This window comes from Nocardia thailandica NBRC 100428 (genome assembly GCF_000308795.1).
In the GTDB taxonomy this organism is placed as follows: domain Bacteria; phylum Actinomycetota; class Actinomycetes; order Mycobacteriales; family Mycobacteriaceae; genus Nocardia; species Nocardia thailandica.
Genome location: NZ_BAGK01000305.1, coordinates 15339 through 37229 on the forward strand (window position 1 = coordinate 15339; position 21891 = coordinate 37229).

At 73.6% G+C, this 21891-nt stretch carries 20 protein-coding genes and 1 pseudogene; 10 read left to right on the plus strand and 11 right to left on the minus strand.

Features of this window, described 5'->3' with window-relative positions; translation table 11 throughout:
• Positions 1 to 149 precede the first annotated feature (149 nt).
• Positions 150 to 1364 carry an MFS transporter gene (locus ON36_RS30255; RefSeq protein WP_043660933.1) on the minus strand — a complete coding sequence of 405 codons (1215 nt, stop codon included), beginning with the start codon at positions 1362 to 1364 and terminating at the stop codon, positions 150 to 152.
• A gap of 134 nt (positions 1365 to 1498) precedes the next feature.
• On the opposite strand from ON36_RS30255, the gene ON36_RS30260 reads away from it, so the two are divergent.
• Positions 1499 to 2401 (plus strand): tyrosine-protein phosphatase, encoded by a 903-nt coding sequence (locus ON36_RS30260; RefSeq protein WP_245558265.1) that lies wholly within the window; start codon positions 1499 to 1501, stop codon positions 2399 to 2401.
• Here ON36_RS30260 and ON36_RS30265 read toward each other — a convergent pair.
• From ON36_RS30265 to ON36_RS30275, 3 genes are all read right to left on the minus strand, one after another.
• A complete protein-coding gene (locus tag ON36_RS30265) occupies positions 2337 to 3188 on the minus strand; it encodes an IclR family transcriptional regulator (RefSeq protein WP_052314538.1) in 852 nt (283 codons plus the stop codon). The genes ON36_RS30260 and ON36_RS30265 overlap by 65 nt on opposite strands.
• A 118-nt stretch (positions 3189 to 3306) precedes the next feature.
• The gene (locus ON36_RS30270; RefSeq protein WP_052314539.1) at positions 3307 to 5544 is read right to left on the minus strand and encodes an ATP-binding protein; all 2238 of its coding nucleotides are present in this window, start codon (positions 5542 to 5544) and stop codon (positions 3307 to 3309) included.
• 199 nt (positions 5545 to 5743) lie between these two features.
• Entirely contained in the window at positions 5744 to 6172 is a 429-nt protein-coding gene (locus tag ON36_RS30275) for an SRPBCC domain-containing protein (RefSeq protein WP_043660937.1), read from the minus strand.
• Between the two features lie 244 nt (positions 6173 to 6416).
• On the opposite strand from ON36_RS30275, the gene ON36_RS30280 reads away from it, so the two are divergent.
• Positions 6417 to 6884, plus strand: coding sequence for a hypothetical protein (locus ON36_RS30280; RefSeq protein ID WP_043660939.1), 468 nt, complete (start codon positions 6417 to 6419; stop codon positions 6882 to 6884).
• 23 nt (positions 6885 to 6907) lie between these two features.
• On the opposite strand, the gene ON36_RS30285 is transcribed toward ON36_RS30280, so the two are convergent.
• Positions 6908 to 7705: an adenylate/guanylate cyclase domain-containing protein gene (locus ON36_RS30285; protein WP_043660940.1), complete on the minus strand. Its 798-nt coding sequence runs from the start codon at positions 7703 to 7705 to the stop codon at positions 6908 to 6910.
• 416 nt (positions 7706 to 8121) lie between these two features.
• Here ON36_RS30285 and ON36_RS30290 point away from each other — a divergent pair, with 416 nt between their 5' ends.
• Together ON36_RS30290 and ON36_RS30295 are read left to right on the plus strand one after the other, a co-directional pair.
• A complete protein-coding gene (locus ON36_RS30290; protein WP_052314540.1) occupies positions 8122 to 9381 on the plus strand; it encodes a PucR family transcriptional regulator in 1260 nt (419 codons plus the stop codon).
• 141 nt (positions 9382 to 9522) lie between these two features.
• Positions 9523 to 11106: an MFS transporter gene (locus ON36_RS30295; RefSeq protein ID WP_083885547.1), complete on the plus strand. Its 1584-nt coding sequence runs from the start codon at positions 9523 to 9525 to the stop codon at positions 11104 to 11106.
• On the opposite strand, the gene ON36_RS30300 is transcribed toward ON36_RS30295, so the two are convergent.
• Both ON36_RS30300 and ON36_RS30305 read right to left on the minus strand, forming a co-directional pair.
• A complete protein-coding gene (locus ON36_RS30300; RefSeq protein WP_043660941.1) occupies positions 11084 to 11482 on the minus strand; it encodes a PPOX class F420-dependent oxidoreductase in 399 nt (132 codons plus the stop codon). The genes ON36_RS30295 and ON36_RS30300 overlap by 23 nt on opposite strands.
• Before the next feature lie 32 nt (positions 11483 to 11514).
• Complete coding sequence (locus ON36_RS30305; RefSeq protein ID WP_043660942.1) at positions 11515 to 11991, minus strand: hypothetical protein; 477 nt, start codon at positions 11989 to 11991, stop codon at positions 11515 to 11517.
• A gap of 321 nt (positions 11992 to 12312) precedes the next feature.
• Between ON36_RS30305 and ON36_RS30310 the strand changes: the two genes are divergently transcribed.
• From ON36_RS30310 to ON36_RS30320, 3 genes are read left to right on the plus strand one after another with little or no spacing between them, the layout of a single operon-like run.
• On the plus strand, positions 12313 to 12816 hold the full coding sequence (locus ON36_RS30310) for a 2Fe-2S iron-sulfur cluster-binding protein (RefSeq protein WP_043660943.1): 504 nt from the start codon (positions 12313 to 12315) through the stop codon (positions 12814 to 12816).
• Positions 12813 to 13802 (plus strand): FAD binding domain-containing protein, encoded by a 990-nt coding sequence (locus tag ON36_RS30315; protein WP_043660945.1) that lies wholly within the window; start codon positions 12813 to 12815, stop codon positions 13800 to 13802. Before ON36_RS30310 ends, ON36_RS30315 begins: the two co-directional genes overlap by 4 nt.
• The gene (locus tag ON36_RS30320; protein ID WP_043660947.1) at positions 13802 to 15886 is read left to right on the plus strand and encodes a xanthine dehydrogenase family protein molybdopterin-binding subunit; all 2085 of its coding nucleotides are present in this window, start codon (positions 13802 to 13804) and stop codon (positions 15884 to 15886) included. Before ON36_RS30315 ends, ON36_RS30320 begins: the two co-directional genes overlap by 1 nt.
• 159 nt (positions 15887 to 16045) lie before the next feature.
• Here the strand turns inward: ON36_RS30320 and ON36_RS30325 are convergent, their stop codons facing one another.
• Positions 16046 to 16417, minus strand: a complete 372-nt coding sequence (locus ON36_RS30325) for a VOC family protein (RefSeq protein ID WP_043660968.1) — start codon at positions 16415 to 16417, stop codon at positions 16046 to 16048.
• Positions 16418 to 16505: 88 nt separating this feature from the next.
• Here ON36_RS30325 and ON36_RS30330 point away from each other — a divergent pair, with 88 nt between their 5' ends.
• Positions 16506 to 16979: a MarR family winged helix-turn-helix transcriptional regulator gene (locus ON36_RS30330; RefSeq protein ID WP_245558266.1), complete on the plus strand. Its 474-nt coding sequence runs from the start codon at positions 16506 to 16508 to the stop codon at positions 16977 to 16979.
• An 89-nt stretch (positions 16980 to 17068) separates the two neighbouring features.
• On the opposite strand, the gene ON36_RS30335 is transcribed toward ON36_RS30330, so the two are convergent.
• Positions 17069 to 17320 carry a CsbD family protein gene (locus tag ON36_RS30335; protein WP_043660949.1) on the minus strand — a complete coding sequence of 84 codons (252 nt, stop codon included), beginning with the start codon at positions 17318 to 17320 and terminating at the stop codon, positions 17069 to 17071.
• Positions 17321 to 17650: 330 nt separating this feature from the next.
• Here ON36_RS30335 and ON36_RS30345 point away from each other — a divergent pair, with 330 nt between their 5' ends.
• Positions 17651 to 18496, plus strand: a complete 846-nt coding sequence (locus ON36_RS30345) for an acyl-CoA thioesterase (protein ID WP_043660953.1) — start codon at positions 17651 to 17653, stop codon at positions 18494 to 18496.
• An 8-nt stretch (positions 18497 to 18504) separates the two neighbouring features.
• On the opposite strand, the gene ON36_RS30350 is transcribed toward ON36_RS30345, so the two are convergent.
• Both ON36_RS30350 and ON36_RS30355 read right to left on the minus strand, forming a co-directional pair.
• Positions 18505 to 19812, minus strand: a complete 1308-nt coding sequence (locus ON36_RS30350; protein WP_043660954.1) for a flavin monoamine oxidase family protein — start codon at positions 19810 to 19812, stop codon at positions 18505 to 18507.
• A 119-nt stretch (positions 19813 to 19931) separates the two neighbouring features.
• Entirely contained in the window at positions 19932 to 20570 is a 639-nt protein-coding gene (locus tag ON36_RS30355) for a TetR/AcrR family transcriptional regulator (protein ID WP_043660956.1), read from the minus strand.
• A gap of 82 nt (positions 20571 to 20652) precedes the next feature.
• On the opposite strand from ON36_RS30355, the pseudogene ON36_RS30360 reads away from it, so the two are divergent.
• Positions 20653 to 21891, plus strand: a pseudogene (locus ON36_RS30360) (flavin monoamine oxidase family protein); the annotation flags it as partial.

The window sequence follows — 21891 nt, forward strand, 5'->3', positions numbered from 1 at the left end:
GATCCCCGCCCCGTCGCCCACCGTCGCCCGTACGCACGCTGCGGAGGGAAGGAACCCCACCAGCTCATCGACAGGAGTGTAGCCGTCGGCGCGCACCGTCGCGGGCGCTATGACGATCGCGATCGCGCGCTCCGCGCCCGGTCGCGTGATCACCGGGTGGGCGACGACGCCGACCGGGCCGACCGCGGGCCCGCGACGACGGTGAGCGCCGCCGCGCTCGCGACGGCGGCCGCCGCGACGGCGATCGTCACCGGCCAGCCGAACCAGTCGACGGCCGCCGCGCCGAACGCCGTGCCGAGGCTGCCGCCGACGAAGTAGACGAGCATGTACGCGCCGTTGAACCGCGCGGGCGCCTCGGGATCGAGCGCCAGGACCGTGCTCTGGTTGGCCACCTGGGCGGCGAACAGTCCCGCGTCGAACAGTGCGAGGCAGACCAGGGTCACCACGGTGTCCGCCAGGCCGAACCCGAGGACCACGGTGGCCGCCCCGGCGAGCGCCAGGCCGAGCAGGATCACCCGGCGGGCGCCGACTCGATCGGTGCAGGAACCCGCGACCCGGGTGGCCGGGATGCCCGCGAGTCCCGCCAGCGCGTACAGGCCGATCCGGTCGGCCGGATACGAGAACGGCGGCGCGGACAGCGCCACGGCGATCCCGGCCCAGACCGCGCAGAACGCGAAGAACCACAGGGCGCCCCGCAGCGCGGCGATCCGCAGCGCCGGGTGCCGGACGAACAGCCCGGGCAGCGAGCGCACGGTCGCCAGATAGTCGGTTCCCGGCCTGCCGGGTGCGTGGGGGAGCAGCGCCGGGCAGCACACCGCCACCAGCCCGCACGCCCCGGCGAACACCAGCAGCATCGCCCGCCAGCCCAGCTCGTCGGCGAGCCCGCCACCGACGATCCGCCCGGCGAGGATGCCCGCCGAGATGCCCGCCGTCACGGTTCCCAGCACGACCGCGCGCCGCCCCGGCGGCGCCAGCCGTCCCGCGACCGACCCGATCCCGGCCCCGACCGTCGAGCACGCGCCGATCACCGCGAGCACCACCCCCAGCGCCGCGACCTCGCCGACCGCGGCGGCGGCCGCGAGCACGACGGCGAGCGCGGCGAACTGCGCGGACAGCACCCGTCCCGGCGGGAACCGGTCGACCAGCGGAACGAGCAGGGCCAGCCCGGCCATGTACCCGACGGACCCGCACGCGAGCGCGACGCCGACGGCCGTCACCCCGGCGCCGAGCGAACCCGCCACCTCCGCGATCGCGGGCTGCAGCGGATAGACGGTCGAGGTGCCGAGACCGGCCGCGAACGACATGAACGCGACGACGGGTCCGGAGAGTCGAGGGGGCGCCACGGCGCCGGGAAGAGTTCGCACCCGACCGACGGTAGGGACGTCGCGGACGCGGTACCGGCGGGAAATCGACACCACCGTCCGCCGGTGTCAACGCCGGTCCCGGTCAACGATTCTGCCGCTCGGGGGCGCCGTCGGGATCGTTAGCGTCCCAGCGCGTGAAAGCATTTCGTACGACACGCACCGTCGCCTCCCTGCTGACCACCGCCCTGGCCGCCCTCGCGTTCGGCGCGACCGCCGCGCTACCGGCCGCGCCCGCGAGCGCGGCCCCCGCCGCGGGCGGACGCATCGTCCTCGAGGGCGCGGTCAACGTCCGCGATCTCGGCGGTTTCCGCACCTACGACGGGGCCACCGTCAAGCCGGGCAAGGTGATCCGCGCCGATGCCCTGTCCACCCTCACCGACGCCGATGTCGCCGTGCTGGCGACCCGGAAGCCGAAATCCGTTGTCGACCTGCGCACCCCGGCGGAGGTGCAGTTCTCCGGCGCCGACCGCCTGCCCGCGGGCGTCCCGCTCGTCGCCCGCCCGGTCGACGACACCGGGCTCTTCGTCCAGATGATGCAGATCATCCAGTCCAAGGATCCGGCCCGGCAGCAGGAGGTCCTCGGCAACGGGGGTGCCGAGCGGATCATGGCCGCCGTCTACACCAGTTTCCTCACCGCCGAATCACGCGCCGCCTTCGGCGCCACCGTGCGCGAGCTCGCGGCCACCGACGGCCCCGTGCTCTATCACTGCACCTCCGGCAAGGACCGCACCGGCTTCCTGACCTACGTGGTGCTGCGCGCGGTCGGCGTGCCCGAGCAGACCGCGCGCCAGGACTACCTGCGCTCCAACGAGTTCCGCGCCGCCGCCGACGCGGCCCTGCGCCGGCAGGTCCAACAGGCCGGGTACATGGCGAACCCGGATCTGCTCATCCCGCTGCAGGAGGTCCGCGACGACTACCTCGACACCGCCGTCGACCAGATCGACCAGCGCTACGGCGGTTTCGGCCGTTTCCTCACCGAGGGCCTGGGAATCGACGGCCCGACCCTGGTGAAACTGCGGAAGAACCTCGTCGGCTGATCCCGGCCCGCGCGGCCTCCTCGGCGGCTTCGACGAGGAGCTCGGCCGCCCGGGACGACCCGGGCGGCCGGGTCGCGCCGGTGCGACCCGACAGCGACAGCGCGGCGACCGCGCCGCGGCGGCCGTCCCGCAGCGGCGCGGCCACGCAGACGACCCCGTCGAGGGACTCCTCGCGATCGACGGCGACCCCGCGATGACACCGGACCCGGTCCAGCTCCCGGTGCAGATCCGCCCGACGGTCGATCGTCCGGTCGGTGAACCTCGGCAGGCGGTCGGGGAGGGCGAGCTCGACGACGCTCGGCGGCAGCGCCGCCAGCAGCGCCTTGCCGACCGCGGTGCAGTGCGCGGGCATCCGGCCGCCGAGCCGCGTCGGGAGGCTGTCGCCGCCGCGGCCGACGGCCTTGTCGATGAGCAGGACCCGGGGCCCGTCGAGCACCGCGAGGTGCGCGATCATCCCGGTGCGCCCGCACAGTTCGTGCAGCAGGGGGCCGAGCGCGTCGCGGATCTCGTTGTGCTCGATGGCGAGTCCGCCCAGCTCGAGGGCGCGGGTGCCGAGCCGGTAGCCGCCGGGGGCGTGCGCCAGCCAGCGCAACCGGATCATCTGATCGATGATGCGATGCGCGCTCGAGCGGGGCAGGCCGGTGCGTTCGGCCACATCGAGCAGCGTGCGTACCGGCGCGGGCCCGTCGAAGGTGTCCAGGATCAGGGTCATCCGCTCGATCATCGAGACGGGGATGGCGCCGGTGCGGGACACCGGCCGGGTCGTGACGCGCCCGTGGACCGTCATGGATCACCTCGCTGCTGTGCGCCGTCGTTCTCGGCACCAACCCTGCCGCCGCGGCGGGCCGGGGGAATCCCGGAAACTACGGAGACCGCCGCCGGGCGCTACGGATCTCGCGGCGCGGTCACACGGACCGGCCGGTCGCCCACGCGGCGATCTGGGTGCGCGAGGTGAAGCCCAGCTTGGTGAGGATGTGGTCGACGTGGCTCTCCGCGGTGCGGACCGAGATCACCAGTTCCCGCGCGATCCGGCGATTGGGGTAGCCCTGGGCGATCAGGCGCGCGACGTCGCGTTCGCGGCGGGTGAGCAACTCGGGTCCGGCGTCGATGGCGGCGGCCGCCGGGGGCGCGCCCATGGCGAAGTCGACGGCGTCCTCCACGCCGAGCGCGGCGCCCGCGTCGAAGCACTCGGTGAACCGCGGCTCGCCGAGCTCGGCCGCGACCCGGTCGCGGACCCGGCGGCCGATGAGCTGGGTCATCGCGTGCGCCAACCGCTGCGAGCTGCCCCGCCGCACGGCCGACGCCGCGCCCATGAGCCGCGCCGCGCGCTCGCCGTCGCCGTCGGCGGCCGCCGCCCAGGCCAGGCCGTCGACGCTGGTCGCGATCCAGGCGCACCGGTCGAACAGCCGGAACAACTCGATCGACCGGCGCAGCGCGGCGACCGCGCCGGGCAGGTCGCCCGCGCGGTGGCGCTGGGTGCCGACCGCCCAGTGCGCCAGACCGCCGAGCAGGTGCGAGCCGTGGTCGGTGGCCGCCGACATCAGCCGCTCGGCCAGCGCGCCGGCGAGCGGGTCGTCGATGGCCTGGGCGCACACGGCGGCGAAGGCCAGGCTCTCCATCTCCACCCGGGGGTGGGCGCAGGCGCCCGCGCGCTGCGCCACCGCCACCGCGATGTCGAGGGCTTCGCGGGGATCGCCGCCGCCGAAGACCAGCACGGCCCGCGCCATCTCCGCCTCGGCCCGCACCCGTTCCGACCCGCGTTCGGCGGCGATCTCCGCACTCGCCCAGGCGAATTCCGCCGCGGCGTCGGTCTCGGAGAGCATGGCCGCGATCACCGAGCACGCCGCCAGCGCCCTGGCCCGGTCGACGGTGCGCTCGGCGTTCGCGGCCAGCGCCTCCCGCAGCCAGCGGTAGCCCTCGAGCAGCAGGTGGCAGTGCTCCCAGAACGGCCACAGCTCGGTCGCGATCCCCAGCGCGCGCCGGGCACCGGCGGGATCGTCGAGGCCGAACTGCAGGGCGGCGCGCAGGTTGGCGTGTTCGCGCGCGACCTCGGCGAACCAGCGCGTGTCGGCGGCGCTCCAGTAGTCGGTGCGCCCGCGGCGCGCGAGCCGGTAGAAGTACTCGCGGTGGCGGACGCGCACGGCGTAGTCGTCGCCGCGCTCCCGGAGCCGGTCGGCCGCGAACTGGCGCAGGGGTTCGAGCATGGTGTACCGGCCGGTGCCGTCGGCGCCGGGACCGTAGGCCAGCACGGACTTGTCGACGAGACCGCTCAGCGCCGCGAGCAGGGTCTGCGGTGCGCCGACCCTGCACACGGCTTCGGCGGCGTCGAGACCCACCCCGCCCGCGAAGACCGACAGCTGCTCCCACAGGCGTTGCTCGTCGTGGGTGCACAGGTCGTAGCTCCAGCGGATCGCCGAGGCCAGGGTCTGCTGGCGCGCGGGCGCGGCCCGCAACCCGCCGGTGAGCAGGCCGAGGGCGTCGTCGAGACGGGCGAGCACCTGCTCGGGGGTGAACATCCGCAACCGCAGCGCCGCCAGTTCCACCGCGAGCGGGATCCCGTCGAGCCTGCGGCAGATCATGGCCAGGGTCGCCGGGTCGGCGGCGCTGCGCGCGAAGGCCGGGTCCGCGGCGGTGGCGCGATCGACGAGCAGCCGCACGGCAGGCCCGTCGGGGTCGGGATGGCCGGGACCGGGCACCGGCAGCGGGGCCACCGGCAGCACCTGCTCGCCGGGCACGCCGAGCGGCTCGCGGCTCGTCGCCAGGATCCGCAGCCCGGTCGTCGCGGGCACGACCCGGTCGACGAACGCGGCGCACGCGCCGATCAGGTGCTCGCAGTTGTCCAGGATCAGCAGCAGATCGGTGTCTGCCAGGTGCGCGGTGAGCGCGGTCAGCGGGTCGCTCGTGTCGTCGCGCAGCCCGAGTTCGCGGGCCACCGTCGAGACGACCAGGTCCGGATCGCCGACGTGGGCCAGCTCGACCAGCCACACCCCGCCGGGGAACGCCCGCCGGGCGACCGCGCCGACGCGCCTGCCCAGCCGCGTCTTCCCGACGCCACCGGGCCCGGTCAGGGTCAGCAGGCGGGTGCCGCCGAGCAGCTTCCTCGCCGCCGCGACATCGTCGTCGCGGCCGATGAAGCTGGTCACCTCCGCCGGGAGGTTTCCCGGTTCACGCCTGCCCACGCCGGCTACTGTCGCACGCGCGCCCGCCCGGTGCGGGCGGATCGGGTCCCCCGCTTCCCGCCTCGTGGGCAGGGCCTGCGACCGTCCCGGTTCGACCCGGCAGTGGACGGCCGCCGACGACGAACGCGCCGGAGGAATGCGACCCGGCGCCCGTCGCCGGTCGTCAGTCGCTCTCGGCGGCCCGCTTGATCCCTTCGACGTGGCTCGCCCACATGCCGCGCGCGTGCTCGGCCGCCGGCTCGTCGGCGTTGTTGTCCTGGCTCAGCGAGAGCCGGGTGCCCGCGCCGCGCGGGGTCAGCGCGTAGGTGAGGGTGTGATAGTTCTCCGGCAGGTCCGGCGCGCCGCTCAGCGGACTGTAATGGGTGAGTTCCAGCAACCGGCCCGGCCGCACCGTCACGATCCGCCCGCGGTCCTCGTACCGTCTGCCCTGGAATTCGCCGCGCCACGTGATCGGGCTGCCCGGCCGCCAGTCGGTCTCGACCGCGGCGCCGAACATGAACTCCCGGATGTGCGCCGGATCGGTCAGCACCGCCCACACCCGCTCCGGCGGCGCCTCGACATCGATCTCGACGGTGGCAACGAATCCGGTCATCGCACTCAACTCCTTCGGATCGGCTACCGCGAGCCTACGAGCCGGGACACCCGCCGGTCTTGGACAAAGACGCCATCATCCGGGGGCGGGGCGGCGGCCGGTGGCGGGTTTGGTCCAGAATGTGAAGATGGACGGTGGACCTGAGACGATATCCGGGGTGGTGGTGACTGTGCGGACGACGGCAGTCACGACGCCTGTTCGCGCCTAGTCCGATGTCGCACCGACGAGGGCCGGGGACAGGGTCGTGACGGAGTTCGAGGACAACCGATTCGACGCGGTCGAGCGGCTGCGCCGCAAGTGGGAGGCGATCAAAGCGGCCGAGCAGGACTCCGGAACGCCCGAGACCGGTCCGTCGAACGTGGTGCGGCTACCGCGCCCGCCGCGGCGCGTCGGAGGGGAGGCCGCCGGGCCGGGGCCCCGGCCGGGGCCGCCCGATGCCGTCGTCGATCCGGCCCCCACCCGCCCGGTGACCCGGGCCGAGCTGCAGGCCGAGACCGGGACGTGGCAGGCCGACGAGGCCACCCCGCCCGCGGACCCGCCGCCCGCCCGGGAGAACAAGGTCCTCGATTTCGATCCGTCGCGCCGGAAGCGCGCCGGCGGAGAGGGTGCGCGCGGGGGCCGCCCGAGGATCGCGCCCCGGCGCGTCGGCTCCGGCGAGAAGGAGCGGGGCGGGGACACCGACCCGACGCCGCCGGACCGGACCGGCCGTTAGCGGTCCGCCCGCCGGGTGACCGGCTACCGCGCGGCCGAGACCGGTGTGAGCAGGTGCGTGCCGCGCAGGCCCTTGAGGGTCACGTCGCGGCCGGTCCCGAACGCGAACTCGGGATCGCCGACGAGCGCGTCGAGGACCGGCTCGCTGACCAGCACCTCGCCGCCGTCGGCCTGGGCGGTGACCCGCGCGGCCATGGCGACGTTGCGTCCGAACAGGTCGTCGCCGCGCCGGACCGAGCTGCCCTGGTGGATGCCGATGCGGACCCGGAAGGCGGTCCCGCGCCCGGCCGCGGCGTCCTTGTCCAGCGCCGTCTGGATCGCCAGCCCGCAGCCGACGGCCCGGTCCGGCGCGGCGAAGGCGATCATGTAGCCGTCGCCCTGGTTCTTGACGACGTGCCCGCCGTGCTCGCGCACGCAGCGTTCGACGAGCCGGTGGTGGCGGTCGAGCAGCCTGACCCAGGCGCGATCGCCGAGTTCCTCGTTCAGCGCGGTCGACTGCTCGATGTCGGAGAACATGATCACGACGTTGCCGTCGGGCGCGAGCCGGGCCAGGTCGGGGCGCTCGACCTGCGCCCAGCCGGCCAGGTCCTCGATGGAGGTGCGGACCGCGCCGCGGAAACCCTTGGCGCGCACCAGGTCGGCGGCCTGCCATGCGGTGCGCACGGCCTCGCGGCCGCCGACGACCAGCCGTTGCGTCGTCGTGGGTCGCGGCCGGCGGGACCGTGCGCGGCGGCTGCGGGCCAGCAGCACCGACAGCGTGACCACGGCGGCGGCCTCGCCCGCGGCGAGGATCGCCAGCAGGGTGATGACGACAGCGGTCATCGGCCGCGACCGGCCGGTGCGCCGTGGGTGATCGGACCGTTCGGCGGCGGTGCGCCCGTGCTGCTCACGGCAGAATGGTACACATCCGTTCACTGAAAACTCCACCGGTCGCCCCCGGGCCCGCCGTCAGGCCCGTGACATCGTTCGTCGGCGCGTGTTCGCGCTGTAACCGGCCGCCTGTGCCCGCCTGTACTGGGATTATCGTCTCCGGCGTCCGCTGGTTCGGGCGCGTCGGCCGCCGGGTGAGGTGTCCGACGGTTGTGTATCCGGGCCGATCCGGGTCAGAATTCGGTGTACAGGTGAAGCTCCTCTGTGTCCGTCGTGGTGCACCACGCGGAAAGCGCGTGCGCCTCGCGTCGGCAGCCCGGACGGCGGCGGGCACGGGGAGCGCGGTGACCCGAAGTAGGAGACAGCGCATGACCGACAGCGTCCTCCCGACCCGGATCGCGACGGTGGCAGGCAGGCCGGTGACCGAATGCCTCCCCGCCGCGTCGGTGATCTCGGGCCGCGTCATGAGCCGATTCGTCGTCGGCAGCGACCTCCCCGGCCGGATCCCGCTCGCGGTCCTGCGCCGCGACGTCACCGCGATGGTGACCGCCTGCCTCGACCTGCTCGCCCGGCTGCTGCGCGGCGACGCGGCCGCCGAACCGCTCGCCGACCTGGCCGCGGGTGTCATGGAATGGGCACACGCGGGCGTCCCCGTCGACACGCTGCACCGGGTGGTCCGCGAGAGCCTGGGCATGGCGTTCGAACACTGTGCGGCGCAGGCGGAGACGGACCGGGACCGGGCGGTCGTCGCGGCGGCGGCGTCCTCGTTCGTGGAGTTGTCTCTGCGGCTGGCGCCGGTGATCTCGCGTGCCTACCTCAGCGAGGTGCGGGTGACGTCCGGCGACGTCACCGACGCGGTGGCCGATGCCCTGGTGACCGGAACGGCGGTGGCGGCCACGGCCCGGGCACGCGGGGTGCGGCTCGCCGCGAGCTACCTGGTCTTCGTGCTCGACCTCGCGCCCGGCGAGGAGGAGCCCGACCCCCACCCGGACCGGCGGATCGCCGCGGACCGCACGGCCCGCCGGGTGCGGGCCGAGGTGCTGCGCGCGTGCGGCGACCGTGTGCTGATGCGGCTGGACGGCGACGGCGGGGTCCTGCTCGTCGACCGGGACCACTTCGATCCCGCCGGGGCCGAGGAATTCGTCGACCGGCTGACGGCGGCGGCGCGGACCGGGATCCGCGCGACCTTCGTCCACGCCGACGTCGAGGGCGTGCCCGAGGCCGTCGAACGCGGAAAGGCGGTGCTCGAGATCATGCGGCGGCTGCGCCTGGTCGGGCTGCAACGGTTCGAGGAACTGTCGCTGGAATACCAGCTGACCCGCCCCGGGACGGCGGCCCGGCACCTGGCCGCGCTGCTGGACCCCCTCGACGCGCATCCGGTCCTGCTCGACACCCTCGCCGCCCACCTCGCGTCCCGCGCCACCCGCCTGAGCACCGCGCGGGCGCTGCACGTCCACCCCAACACCATCGACTACCGGCTGAACAGGATCGCCGAGATCACCGGGCTCGATCCCCTGCGCGCCGACGGCCTCTGGCGCATCCGCTCGGCGCTGGTCGCCCGCCGGATCGGCGTCGAGCCGCGCGAGCCGGACGAGGACACCGACACCCCGACCGCGGCGGCCTGCTGACGGGAGGCCCGTAGAGACACGGCGAACACCCCGAATTCACCCGCAACGGGTGATGCCCGCCGCGCGCCGGACTGCGAACCTGCGTCATCCGACCCGGTGGCCGGTTCCGCGGGAACCGGCCTGGAACACGCGAGGTGAGGGATGGCCGGTCGACCGCCGCCGCAGCGGGGTGCCGTGGACGAGGAGGGGCCCGTGTCCGGGGCGGGCGGATCGCGCCGCTGGATCTCGCTGGCCGCGACCTGCACCGCCGCCGGCCTCGTGTGGCTGGCGTTCGCGGACTTCGGCGTCGCGACGCCGACGATCGCCGACGAGATGCACGCCGACGCGGGCGGGTTGCAGTGGGCCAACAACGCTTTCAGTCTCGCGGCGGGCGCGCTGGTGATCGCGGCGGGCAAGTTCGGCGACATCTTCGGCCAGCGGCGCGTGCTGCAGGTGGGGGTCGTGCTGTTCGCGGCGTGTTCGGTGATCGCGGCCCTCGCCCCCGGCGTGCCCGCCCTCATCGCCGGGCGCGGCCTGATGGGGGTCGGGGCGGCGCTGATCCTGCCCGCGACGCTGGCGCTGATTCCCGCGCAGTTCTCCGGTCGCGCGCAACTCGCCGCCTTCGGGGTGTGGCAGGCGGTCGCCTGGGGCGGGCAGGCGCTGGCCCCGGCCATCGGCGGCCTCCTCACCGACGGGCCGGGGTGGCAGTGGCTGTTCTGGGTCAACGTGCCGCTCGCGGCGGCGGCGTTCGTGGTCATCCGGCTGGTGACCCCGGAGTCGGTGGTGGCGGGGGCGGACCGGCGGATCGACTGGGCGGGCCTGGCGGCGATCGGCCTCGCCGTGTTCGCCCTGCTCTACGCGCTCACCGACGGGCCGACGGTCGGCTGGACGAACCCACTGGTCATCGGGTTGTTCGTGGCGGCGCTGCTGCTCGCGCTGGTCTGGGTGACGATCGAGCGGACGGTCGCGGTGCCGCTGGTCGACCTGTCGCTGTTCCGGCTGCGCGCCTACGACGGCGCCCTGACGGCCAACCTGACCATGAACCTCGGCTATGCCGGCATGAGCTACCTGCTCGTGCTGTGGTTGCAGAACGCCCGTGGTTTCAGCGCGGTGACCGCGGGCCTGCTGTTGCTGCCGACCACGCTCGGCATCTTCGCGCTGATCCCCGTCGGCGGGCGGCTCGACAGCCGGTGGGGTGGCCGGGCCCCGGTGGTGATCGGATTGCTGGTGCTCGCCGCGGGCCTGGCGGTGCTCGGCCCGCTGCACGCCGACACCTCGATGTGGCAGCTCGCGGCGGCGCTGGTCGTCATCGGCTGCGGCCTCGGCCTGCTGTCGACGCCCGTGTCGAACACGGCCGTCGGCACGGTGCCGTCCGCGCTGTCCGGCACGGCCGCCGGGGTGTTCAAGATGTCGAGCATGGTGGGCGGCGCGGTCGGCGTCGCCCTGCTCAGCGCCATCACCCGTGGCCTGACCATCGCCGACTCCGATCGGGCCGTGCGGGACGCGGGCCTGACCTCCGACGAGGTGGACCAGGCCCGCGCGGCGCTGGTCAACTCGGCGTCCTATGCCGATGCCCTGCACCGCCTGCCCGCCGACCTGCAGCGCATGGTGACCGACGCCGTGGTGATCGCCTTCTCGCACGGACTCGGCGCAACGATGGTGATCACCGCCGTGCTGACCGTGGCGGCCGCCGGTCTCGTGCTCCGGGTGTGGCCTCGGCCCGCTACCGGACGTCACGGCCGGTGAAGTCGAAGGGGCCGCCATCGATGCCCCAGGAGATGACGCGTTCGGGGTGGATCCGGATGACCGCGCGTTCCTGGGGCGGGAACGGCGGCTCCTCGTCCGTGAGCGCCTCGGCGGTGCCGCGCACCTCGATCCCGCGGATCACGTACGGCTCCAGCGAGACCTGCTGATCGATCACGAACGAGACCCGGCTGCCCGCCTCGACGTTGCGGTACTTGCGGGAGGCCCGCATCCGCATCCCGCCGATGTCGATGGTGCCGTCGGGGTTGACCCGATAGTTGGCCGGGTTGTTCTGCACGATGCCGTCGGGTGACACGGTGGCCAGCCTGCCGAGGCCGGCTTCGGCGAGGAATCGCTGTTCGTTGTCGGTGAAGGTCATGGGGGATTCTCCTGGGTCGATTCGGTGGTGGTTCAGAGCAGGACGAGGGCGGCGCACAGGCCCGCGACGGCGACGAACTGCAGGGTGACGCGGTAGATCAGGATGCTGTCCCACGCGTCCTGCAGTGCCCGGGCGTCGGCGGGGACGACGCCGCTCAGCGCGGCGGCGGTCTGGCGGGCGTTGATCGGCTTGGCGATGCGGACGTAGAAGCCGAGCCAGGTCAGCAGTGCGGCGACCGAGATGCCCGCCGCCACCGCCGCGCCCGCCTGCCCGGCGACCAGCGCGATCACCAGCGTCAGCACGGCGGTGACGACGCCGCCCACGCCGACGATCGGCATGCGCCGGTCCCCGTAGTAGTGGCCCCAGCCCGCGCTCAGGGTGACCGTCGCGTCGTCGAGCTTGCGGTAGACGGACCGGGTGATCACGGCCGCGCAGACGTCGGTGCCGTAGACGACGGCGTTGCTGAGGACAGCGGCGATGGCGACGATCTGGCCGGTGACGATGAGCATGTCGGCTCTCCCTTTTTCCGAGTCCTAGCGTCGCTAGGAACTGGAGCAAAGGTAGCACCGTCGCGCTAGCTTGTCTAGCGACGCTAGATTTTCTTGCCGGTCGTACGGCGCCCCGAGAGCGCAAGCGGCGCAGGCGGGTTGCGGTCGGTCCGCCTCGGCCGGAGACCCGCCCGGCGGCGTGCCCCGGCGATCGGGCCGGGATTGGGTAGCGTGGCGACCGTGCCCGGGGGTACAGCACAGGCGTGGATGCCGGTGGCCGTCCCGAGGAGGACGGCCGCGTAGGTCGATGGAGTCGATGTCCCACAGACGAGAGGCCGTCCGATGCGCGCGCGGATCAGTTTGACCATCGATGGAGACCCGCGGGAGGTGGAGGTCGACACCCGCGCCACCGTCCTGGACGTCCTGCGCGAGCAGCTGGGTGTCACCAGTCCCAAGAAGGGTTGCGATCACGGCCAGTGCGGCGCCTGCACGGTCCTGCTCGACGGGCGTCGCGCGCTGATCTGCCTCGCCCTCGCGGTCGCCTGCGACGGCGCGACGATCGTCACCGCGGACGGGCTCGCCGAGGGCGACGAGCTGCACCCGGTGCAGCGGGCCTTCCTCGACCAGGACGGTTTCCAGTGCGGCTACTGCACGCCGGGCCAGATCTGCTCGGCGGTCGGCATGCTCGCCGAGGCCGCCGCGGGCGCGCCGAGCCACGTGACCGGCGACCCGGACTCGCCGATCGAGCTGGACGACGAGGAGATCCGGGAACGCATGAGCGGCAACCTGTGTCGCTGCGGGGCGTATCCGAACATCGTGGCCGCGATCCGGCAGGTGCGGCCGTGAGGGAATTCGCCTACGAACGCGCCACCGACGCCGCCGAGGCGGTCGCCGCCGTCCACGCCGATCCCGAGGCCGTGTTCCTCGGCGCCGGAACCAATCTCGTCGACCATCTCAAGCTCGGGATCGCCGCGCCCGCCCGGCTGGTCGACGTGGCGGGCCTGCCGCTCGGCGAGGTGACCGAGCTGCCCGGCGGCGGGCTGCGGATCGGCTCGGCCGTGCGCAACGCCGACCTCGCCGCGCATCCGCTCGTCCGCACCCGCTACCCGGTGCTGTCGCAGGCGCTGCTGGCCGGCGCGTCGGCCCAGATCCGCAACGTGGCGACCACGGCGGGCAACCTGCTGCAACGCACCCGCTGCCCCTACTTCCAGGACCCGACGGTGCCGTGCAACAAGCGGACACCGGGCACGGGCTGCTCGGCCATCGGCGGGCACGACCGCGACCATGCCGTCCTCGGCGCCTCGGCGGCGTGCATCGCCACCCATCCCTCCGACATGGCCGTCGCCCTCGCCGCGCTGGACGCCGTCGTCCGGGTCCTCGGCCCGGACGGCGAACGGACCGTCCCGCTGGTCGATCTGCACCGGCTGCCCGGCGACACGCCCGAACGCGACACCGTCCTCGGCCACGGCGACCTGATCACGGCCGTCGACCTGCCCGCCCCCGAACCGTCCGCCGTGTCGGCCTACCGGAAGGTGCGCGACCGCGCCTCCTATGCCTTCGCCCTGGTCTCGGTGGCGGCCGTGGCGCGGATCGGCGACGGGGTCGTGCGCGAGGCGCGCATCGCCCTCGGCGGGGTCGCCCACAAACCGTGGCGGGCCTCCGCCGCCGAGGCGGCCCTGCGCGGCGCGCCCGCGACCCCGGCGTCCTTCGGCGCCGCCGCGGACGCCGAACTCGCCGCCGCGCGTCCCCAGGGGCACAACGCGTTCAAGATCCCGCTGGCCCGGTCCGTCCTCGTCGCCACCCTCGGCGGCCTGGCCGAGAAGGAGACGTGATGGAGCCCTTGCGTTTTCGGTCCGTCGGCACCTCGCCGACCCGCATCGACGGCCCGGCCAAGCTGCGTGGGCGCGCGCCCTACGCGCTCGAACACCCGCAGCCGGACCCGTTGCACGCCTTCCCGATCCAGGCCACCATCGCGCGCGGCCGCGTCCGGGAGATCGACACCGCCGAGGCCGAGGGGATGGCGGGCGTCGTCCTGGTCCTGACCCGCCGCAACGCGCCGCGGCTGGCCCGCGACGACGACGCGGAGCTGTTCATCCTGCAGGACGACGAGGTCGCCTTCCGCGGGCAGCTGATCGGGGCGGTCGTCGCCACCGGGCCCGAGGTGGCGCGCGAGGCCGCGGCGCGGGTGCGGGTGACCTACGACGAGGTCCCCGCCGACCTCGTCCTCGATCCCGGCCGTGACGACCTCTACACCCCCGACGGCCTCGACGGCGGCTTCGACTCCGACACGAGCCAGGGCGACGTCGAGGCCGCCCTGGCCGCCGCGCCGGTGACCGTCGACCGGACCTACTCGACGCCCATGGTCCACAACAACCCCATGGAGCCCCACGCCACCGTCGCCCACTGGACCGGCGGCGCGCTGACGCTGTTCGACTCCACCCAGGGTCCGCACGTGGTGCGCTCGACCATCGCCCCGCTCTTCGGCCTCGAGCCCGACCAGGTGCGCGTCGTGGCGCCCTATGTCGGCGGCGGATTCGGCTCCAAGGGCGAACCCCACGCGCACATCGTGCTCGCGGCGATGGCGGCGAAGCTGGTGGGGGAGCGGCCGGTGAAACTGCCGCTGACCCGGCAGCAGCTGTTCTCCCTGGCCGGCTACCGCACCCCGACCATCCAGCGCGTCCGGCTCGGCGCCCGGCCGGACGGCACCCTGACCGCCCTCGCCCACGACGTGGCCGAACAGGTCTCCACCGTCAAGGAATACGCCGAGCAGACCGCGGTCTCCTCCCGCGTCATGTACGCCGCGCCCCACCGGTCGACCTCGCACCGCCTGGCCGCCCTCGACGTCCCGGTCTCGTCGTGGATGCGGGCGCCGGGACACTGCCCCGGCATGTTCGCCGGCGAGACCGCGATGGACGAACTCGCCGTCGCGCTGGGCATGGACCCCCTCGAGCTGCGCCTGCGCAACGAGCCCGAGGTCGACCCCGAGTCCGGCCTGCCCTTCTCCAGCCGCGGGCTGCTCGCGTGCCTGCGGGCGGGCGCCGAACGCTTCGGCTGGGCGGGCCGGGACCCCGCGCCCCGGACGCGGCGAGAAGGCCGCTGGCTCATCGGTTCCGGCGTCGCCGCCGCGACCTATCCCGCCCAGGTGTCGCCCGGCAACAGCGCCCGCGTGCGTCGCACGGGCGACCGGTACGAGGTCGCCATCGACGCCACCGACATCGGCACCGGCACCTGGACCACGCTCGGCCAGATCGCCGCCGACGCGCTGGCGGTCGATCCGCGCGAGATCGACCTGCGCATCGGTGACTCCGCGCTGCCCGCGGGCACCGTGGCGGGCGGCTCGACGGGCATGGCGTCGTGGGGTTCGGCGGTGGTCGCCGCCGCCCGCGCGTTCCGCGAACGGCACGGCGCCGACCCGGCCGACGGCGCCGAGATCACCGTGAGCCCGGAACCGGATCCGGATCGGGAGAAGTTCTCCACCCACGCGTTCGGCGCGCACTTCGCCGAGGTGCGCGTCGACGTCGACACCGCCGAGATCCGCGTGCCGCGGATGGTCGGCGTCTTCGCCGTCGGCCGCGTCATCAATCCCCGCACGGCCCGTTCGCAGTTCATCGGCGGCATCACGATGGGCATCGGCATGGCACTGCTGGAGGAGAGCGTGTTCGACACCCGCCTCGGCCAGGTCGTCAACCACGACCTGGCCGGCTACCACATCCCGGTCAACGCCGACATCGGCGAGATCGACGTGTCCTGGATCGAGGAACACGATCCGCACGTGAACGCGCTGGGCAGCAAGGGAATCGGCGAGATCGGCATCGTCGGCTCGGCGGCGGCCGTCGGCAACGCCGTGCATCACGCGACCGGCGTGCGGGTCCGCGACCTCCCCATCCACCTCGAGGACCTGCTCGGCAAGCTCTAGGCAGTGTCTCCAGATGGTCGGAGCCATTCGATGATCGGTGCCAGGAGAAGCCCGGCGCCGTAGGCCAGGGGCGAGTTGTCGTACCTGGTAGCGCTGGCGCGCCACTGCTCGATCCTGATGACGGCGCGTTCGACCACATCCGCCGTCGACCTCTGCGGCTCAGGGAACGGCGGTGAACAGCTCGTAGCTGTGGCCGTCGGGGGCGTGCACATAAACCCCGCGCCCACCGGCCACGTGGTTGATCTGCCGGTCCCACCCGCGTTCGGGGCCGGAGCCGTACTCCACGGCAGTCCACTTCGCCAGCCGTCCCAGTACGGCATCGAAGGTGTCGTCGTCGACGAGGAAGGCGTAGTGACCGGGCTCGACCCGCCCGCGGTCGTCGAAGTCGAGTGTCAGATCGTCGTTGACCTGCACGGGCACGAACGGTCCGCTCGGAGCGGAAACCGTCAGCCCCGTCAGTTCGGCGAAAAACGTTGCCGCGGCGTACTTGTCGGTTGCCGGGACGATCGTGTGATTGAGAACGATGGACATCGCCACCTCCTGTATTGCGGACCCCGAATGAACCATTTGCGTGCGATACGCATACAAATATAGGTGCGTATCGCATACAATGTCGAGTGTGAGTACGGGTGACGCTCGAAACACCGCAGCCGACGGTGGCACGGCCCTGTTCCGGCTGGTCCGCTTCTGGTCGCGCCGCTGGAGCAATCAGGCATTCACGCGAGCTACCCGGGAACCGGACGCGGAGCGGCGGCGCGTGCAGCACATCCAGGTCGTCGAAGCCGTCGCCGCGCTACGAGCGAACGAGGAAGCGGCGGTCACCGATGTCGCCGAGCAGCTCGGTCTCGACCACTCCGGCGCCAGCCGCATGGTGCGGGACGCCGTCGCGGCCGGATACCTCGCCCGTAGCGATTCCACTCGCGACCGCCGCCGGGCCGTTGTTCGACTCACCGACAGCGGACACGAGTTGCTGGCCGCATCCCACGACTGGCAACGCCGCTGCTTCGAGCAGCTCACCGCGGAGTGGAACGAACACGACCGCCACCGATTCGCCTGCTACCTACAACGCCTCGCCGACGAGACGATCCTGTGAATCGAGCGCGCGAATCTATCAGGAGAACTGCCGGGACGCGACCGGGCCCCACCCGCGTGCGCGGATGGGGCCCGGGGCGTGCGACGTCGTCAGACGCGATCGTCGCGCTCGTGCAGGCGTTCCCGGTTGCGGTGCAGCTCGGCCTTCGCGCGCTCGCGCTCGGCGGCCGCCTCGTGCTCGGCCGCGGACAGCTCCGATTCGCCCTTGGCGTCCTGGGCCGCGCCCTCGGCCCCGAGCCGGTCGTTGCCGACCACACGGCCGACGGTCTCCTTGATCTTGCCCTTGGCGCTCTCGATGATTCCTTCGGCGCCTTCGGTGACGGTCTTGGACTTGTCGGTCATCATTCACCTCGATCGTTGTCGGAAACCTCGACAGGTCAGGATCTACCCGGCCTCCCGGAGGCGAAACGATCGCTGTGGCGCGGAACACGTCCCGGCGGCCGCTTCACCGGAAGGCGCTCGGCGGCAACGACTTCGGCTCCGGGGCCGAGCCGTCGCGGGACGAGGCGGGCGGCGCTGTCGCGGTCGCCGTCGGGGAAGTGGACGAAAGGGCGGCGGCCGAGCGCGTTTCCGAAGGCCGCGGCCGGGGTCGCCCGGTGGCCGGTTGAGAGAACGTCCCACTGAGCGCGCAGTGGCTCGCCGGGAGACCGCGCGGTATGCGAGCATGCCGCGATGGCTGGTGGAACCGATACCTGGCCGGTCGTCGACCTGGCCGACCTGCTCGACGCCCTCGATCTCGACGAGGCCGGGCCCGGACGATTCCGGGCGCGCAACGTGACCTCGACCCTGCCGACCACCCTCGGCAGCCAGACCCTGGCGCAGGCGGTGATCGCGGCCGAACGCACGGTGCCGCACATGGCGGTGCAGTCGCTGCACGGGGTGTTCCCGCGCGGCGGCTATGCCGAGCGCGGGGTCGAGGTGGATGTCGAGGTCGTCCAGTCCGGGCGCGCCCTGGCCACGGCGCAGGTCTCGTTCCGGCAGGACGGGCGCGAACATGCCCGGGTGCTGGCCATGCTCAGCGTCGAGGAGCCGGACTTCCTCGACCACCACGCCGCGCCGCCCGCCGACGTGCCCGGGCCCGGCGACTGCGCCGAACTGCCGTGCGCGCTGCTGCCCTGGGAGGTCCGCACGCCCGGCGGCGCGGCCGCCCTGGCGCCCGACCTCGCGGGCCCGCCGTCGCTGGACGTGTGGATGCGCTGCGACAAGGCGCCCGATGCGCCCGTCTACTCGCGGGCCCTGCTGGCCCACGGCAGCGAGGGATTCCTGGGGCCGGTCGCCCTGCGCCCGTATCCGCGCGCCGAGATCGACGCGCGTGGCGGCCGGGGGCGATCGGCGATGCTGGCCCAGACCGTCACCTTCCACCGCCCCTTCTCCGTGCACGACTGGCTGCTCATGCGCTGCGAGAGCCCCTTCGCGGGCGCGGGCCGCATGTTCGGCCGCATCCAGATCTTCACGCGCACGGGCGAACTGGTGGCCTCGGTGGACGCGCAGGGCCTGCTGCGCGCGGGGGACCGCTAGGTCCCGCGTCAGCCCCGGGCGGCCAGGACCTCCCGTGCCGTGCGTTCCCCGGCCTCGATGGCGCCCTCGATGTACCCGGCGTGGGCGCTCGCGGTCTCGGTGCCCGCCCAGTGCAGGCGGCCGAGCGGCTCGGCGGGGAACGGCAGACCGGGCGCGTAGCCGGGGCGCGGGAAAGCGGTGTAGCCGCCGCCGGCGTGTTCGTCGCGGTGCCACGCCTTCTCGTGCCAGTCACGGGGGTCGAGCACACCGCGACCGAGCCGGCCGGCCGGCGGGCCGAGCAGCAGTGCGCGCCGGGCCGCCGGGTCGAGCGCGTCGAGGGCGCGGGCGTCCGGTCCCGCGACGAGCAGACAGAGATGGCCGGGACCGTCGGGCGGCGAGGTGTCGAACACGGCCGCGCCGGTGTCGGTGGACAGCAGTTCGGCGTGGGCGCGTTCGCGCCAGAACGGGCGGTCGTAGACCGCGATCGCCTTGTACACCGAACCCATGGAGGTGTCGTCCTGCAACCGGATCCGGGACCCGGGTAGCGGCGGTTCGTGCTCGATGGCCGCCGCGACCGGCGGCGGCACGGTGACGACGACCCGGCCCGCGCGGACGGTCCCCGCGGCCGAATACACGGTCACGCCCGTGTCGTCGCGGCGCAGCGCGGTGACCCGGCTGTCGTAGCGGACGCGGCCCGCGAGTCCGGCGGCCAGGTGCTCGATCAGGCTGCCCGCGCCTTCGGCGACGAGGCTGTCCTGGGCGCCGCCCGCGGTGGTCAGCATCGTCGGCAGCCCGCCCTGGAAGCGGACGGCGTCGAGGAAGGTGCCCATCGACAGCCGGTCCGTGTCGGCGGTGGTGGCGATCCCGACGACGACCTCGAGCAGCCTGCGCGCGCGGGCGCCCGGGACCCGACGCACCCAGTCGGCGACGGTGTGGTCACGGCCGAGGGGCGCGCCCGTCCTCGCCGCGATCTCCCACACCGCCAGCACCGCGAGGGCGGTGAGCGCGGTGGGGCCGACCTGGGAAATGGCCCGGTCCCCGTCGAGCATCGCCGGTCGTTTCGGCGTGCGCATCGGGAAGACGGTGGCCCCGCACTCGGCGGCGAGTGCCGCGAAGCGGTGGTGGCCCGCGCCGATCCACTGTCCGCCGAGGTCGACGCGGGATCCCAGGGCGGTCGTCTCGGCGAGCATCCGGCCGCCGGGACGACCGGCGGACTCGAGGACGAGCACGTCGACACCGCGCCGGTGCAGGGCGCGGGCGGCGACGAGGCCCGACATGCCCGCGCCGACGACGACCACGTCGGCGGTGGCGGGTGGAGGGTTGTCGTGATCGGTCATGGCGGCTCACTCCCGACGATGGATTGGCGAGGCGGCCGCGACGGATAAAACTAAGTCGGTCAGCCGTACGAATCACGATACGTCGAGAGTGATCGGGGGCGCAATGGCCGATCGGGGGATCAGTCGGCGGCGCGCCCGCGCCCGCGGCGGCGGGCGACCGGCTGCGGGTCGGCGAAGAGGACGAGCATGTCCACCGCCTGCTCGAGGTCGTGGCGTGCGCGGGCGGGATCGGGCTTGGCGACGTACTGCAGGATCAGGCCGTCGATCTGCGCCAGCGCCAGGCGTCCGAGGGTGTCGAAGCCGACCGCGCAGCGCTCGCCCGCGGCCTGGGCGGCCTGCTCGCAGAACTCGCTGACCACCGTGCTGTAGCGCTCGTACTGGAGCTGGGCCAGGGCGCCGCCCGGGTCGCTGCGCAGCGAGTACGCCATCAGTTCGTACTGCATGATCTGCAGTCCGACGCGCCCTTCCACCAGGCGATCCCAGAAGCTGAGCACCCCGTGGCGCAGCGCGTGTTCGACGCCCCTGTCGAGTTCGAGCTCCGCGCGCAGCGCCTCGGAGATGTCGCGGATGAGCGTGGTGATGACCGCGCGCAGCAGCTGATCCTTGGAGGGGAAGACGTAGTGCAGCGTGCCGAGGGGGACGCCGGCCGCGGTCGCGACGGCGCGCAGGGTGGTGGCGGGGACGCCCACCTCGCCGAGCACGTCGATCGCGGCGGCGACGATCTGCTCCTCGCGTTCGGACGCTTTGACGTAAACCACGGGTTCTCCTCGCTCCACCGGCTGTCCACTCCGGCGTCAACTCTTGCACACCCCCGCCCGGTGACCTACATTACAGTCGTACAACCGACCGAGTTTAGAGAAGGAGCCGATGATGAGCGACGTCGACGTCGTGGTGGTGGGGGCCGGTCTCGCGGGCCTGACCGCCGCGCGGGAACTGCGGGCCGCGGGCCGGCGCGTGCGAGTGCTCGAAGCCCGGGACCGGGTCGCGGGCCGCACGCTCGGCGGCTCCGTCGCGGGCGGGGTGCCGGTCGAGCTGGGCGGGCAGTGGATCGGGACCACGCAGACCGAAATCCTCGCCCTGGTCGCCGAACTCGGGCTGGAGACCTTTCCGACCCACGACGCCGGCGACGCGCTGACCCGGTACCGCGGCACTGTCACCCGCTACGGCGACGAGACCTTCGGCCTGTCCGGCGCGGCGGCCCTCGAGTCGGGCAGGCTCCAGGCCGAGCTCGAGGCGCTGGCGGCCACCGTCTCTCTCGCCGCGCCCTGGACCACGCCCGCGGCCGCCGAACTCGATCGCCGGACCCTGGACGAGTGGCTGCGGGCGAACACCGACGATGCCGAGGCGCTGGCGTTCTGGGGTGCCGTGGTGCCCGCGCTGTTCTCCGCCGAACCGGCGGAGCTGTCACTGCTGCATTTCCTGTTCTACATCAAGTCGGCGGGCACGCTCGACATCCTGGTCGGGGTCACGGGCGGGGCCCAGGAGCTGCGCGTGGTCGGCGGCACCCACCGGATCTCCGAACGGCTGGCCGAGGACCTGGGCGAGGCGGTCGTCCTCGGCGCGCCGGTCCGGTCGATCGCCCACGACGACGCGGGGGTGACGGTGACGCATGCCGGAGGGTCGGTGACCGCCGAGGCGGTGATCGTGACCGTGCCGCCGACGCTGGCGGGCCGCCTCGAATACCGCCCCGCCCTGCCCGCCGCCCGCGACGGGCTCACCCAGCAGATGCCGATGGGCTCGGTGATCAAGGTCCAGATCGCCTATCCCACCCCGTTCTGGCGCGCGGCGGGACTCAGCGGTTTCGCCTTCGACCTCGACGGAGCGCTCGGCGTCACGCTCGACAACTCGCCGCCGGACGGGTCCTGCGGCGTCCTGGTCGGCTTCTTCGAGGGCGCGCACGCGCGCATCGCGGGGACCCGGACGCCCGCCGAGCGGCGCGCCGTCGCCGTGGCCACCCTGGTCGACCTGTTCGGGCCCCAGGCCGCCGAGCCGATCGACTACGCCGAACAGGACTGGACGGCCGAGGAATACACCCGGGGCTGCTACGGCGGACGGCTCGGCGCAGGCGTGTGGACCCAG

Bases quoted from the DNA above. Each gene is read 5' to 3' on its own strand.
- ON36_RS30265 (WP_052314538.1), bottom strand. From the start codon at position 3,188: ATGACGGTCCACGGGCGCGTCACGACCCGGCCGGTGTCCCGCACCGGC.
- ON36_RS30275 (WP_043660937.1), bottom strand. From the start codon at position 6,172: ATGACCGGATTCGTTGCCACCGTCGAGATCGATGTCGAGGCGCCGCCG.
- ON36_RS30285 (WP_043660940.1), bottom strand. From the start codon at position 7,705: ATGACCGCTGTCGTCATCACCCTGCTGGCGATCCTCGCCGCGGGCGAG.
- ON36_RS30290 (WP_052314540.1), top strand. From the start codon at position 8,122: ATGACCGACAGCGTCCTCCCGACCCGGATCGCGACGGTGGCAGGCAGG.
- ON36_RS30295 (WP_083885547.1), top strand. From the start codon at position 9,523: ATGGCCGGTCGACCGCCGCCGCAGCGGGGTGCCGTGGACGAGGAGGGG.
- ON36_RS30300 (WP_043660941.1), bottom strand. From the start codon at position 11,482: ATGACCTTCACCGACAACGAACAGCGATTCCTCGCCGAAGCCGGCCTC.
- ON36_RS30305 (WP_043660942.1), bottom strand. From the start codon at position 11,991: ATGCTCATCGTCACCGGCCAGATCGTCGCCATCGCCGCTGTCCTCAGC.
- ON36_RS30310 (WP_043660943.1), top strand. From the start codon at position 12,313: ATGCGCGCGCGGATCAGTTTGACCATCGATGGAGACCCGCGGGAGGTG.
- ON36_RS30320 (WP_043660947.1), top strand. From the start codon at position 13,802: ATGGAGCCCTTGCGTTTTCGGTCCGTCGGCACCTCGCCGACCCGCATC.
- ON36_RS30325 (WP_043660968.1), bottom strand. From the start codon at position 16,417: ATGTCCATCGTTCTCAATCACACGATCGTCCCGGCAACCGACAAGTAC.
- ON36_RS30335 (WP_043660949.1), bottom strand. From the start codon at position 17,320: ATGACCGACAAGTCCAAGACCGTCACCGAAGGCGCCGAAGGAATCATC.
- ON36_RS30345 (WP_043660953.1), top strand. From the start codon at position 17,651: ATGGCTGGTGGAACCGATACCTGGCCGGTCGTCGACCTGGCCGACCTG.
- ON36_RS30350 (WP_043660954.1), bottom strand. From the start codon at position 19,812: ATGACCGATCACGACAACCCTCCACCCGCCACCGCCGACGTGGTCGTC.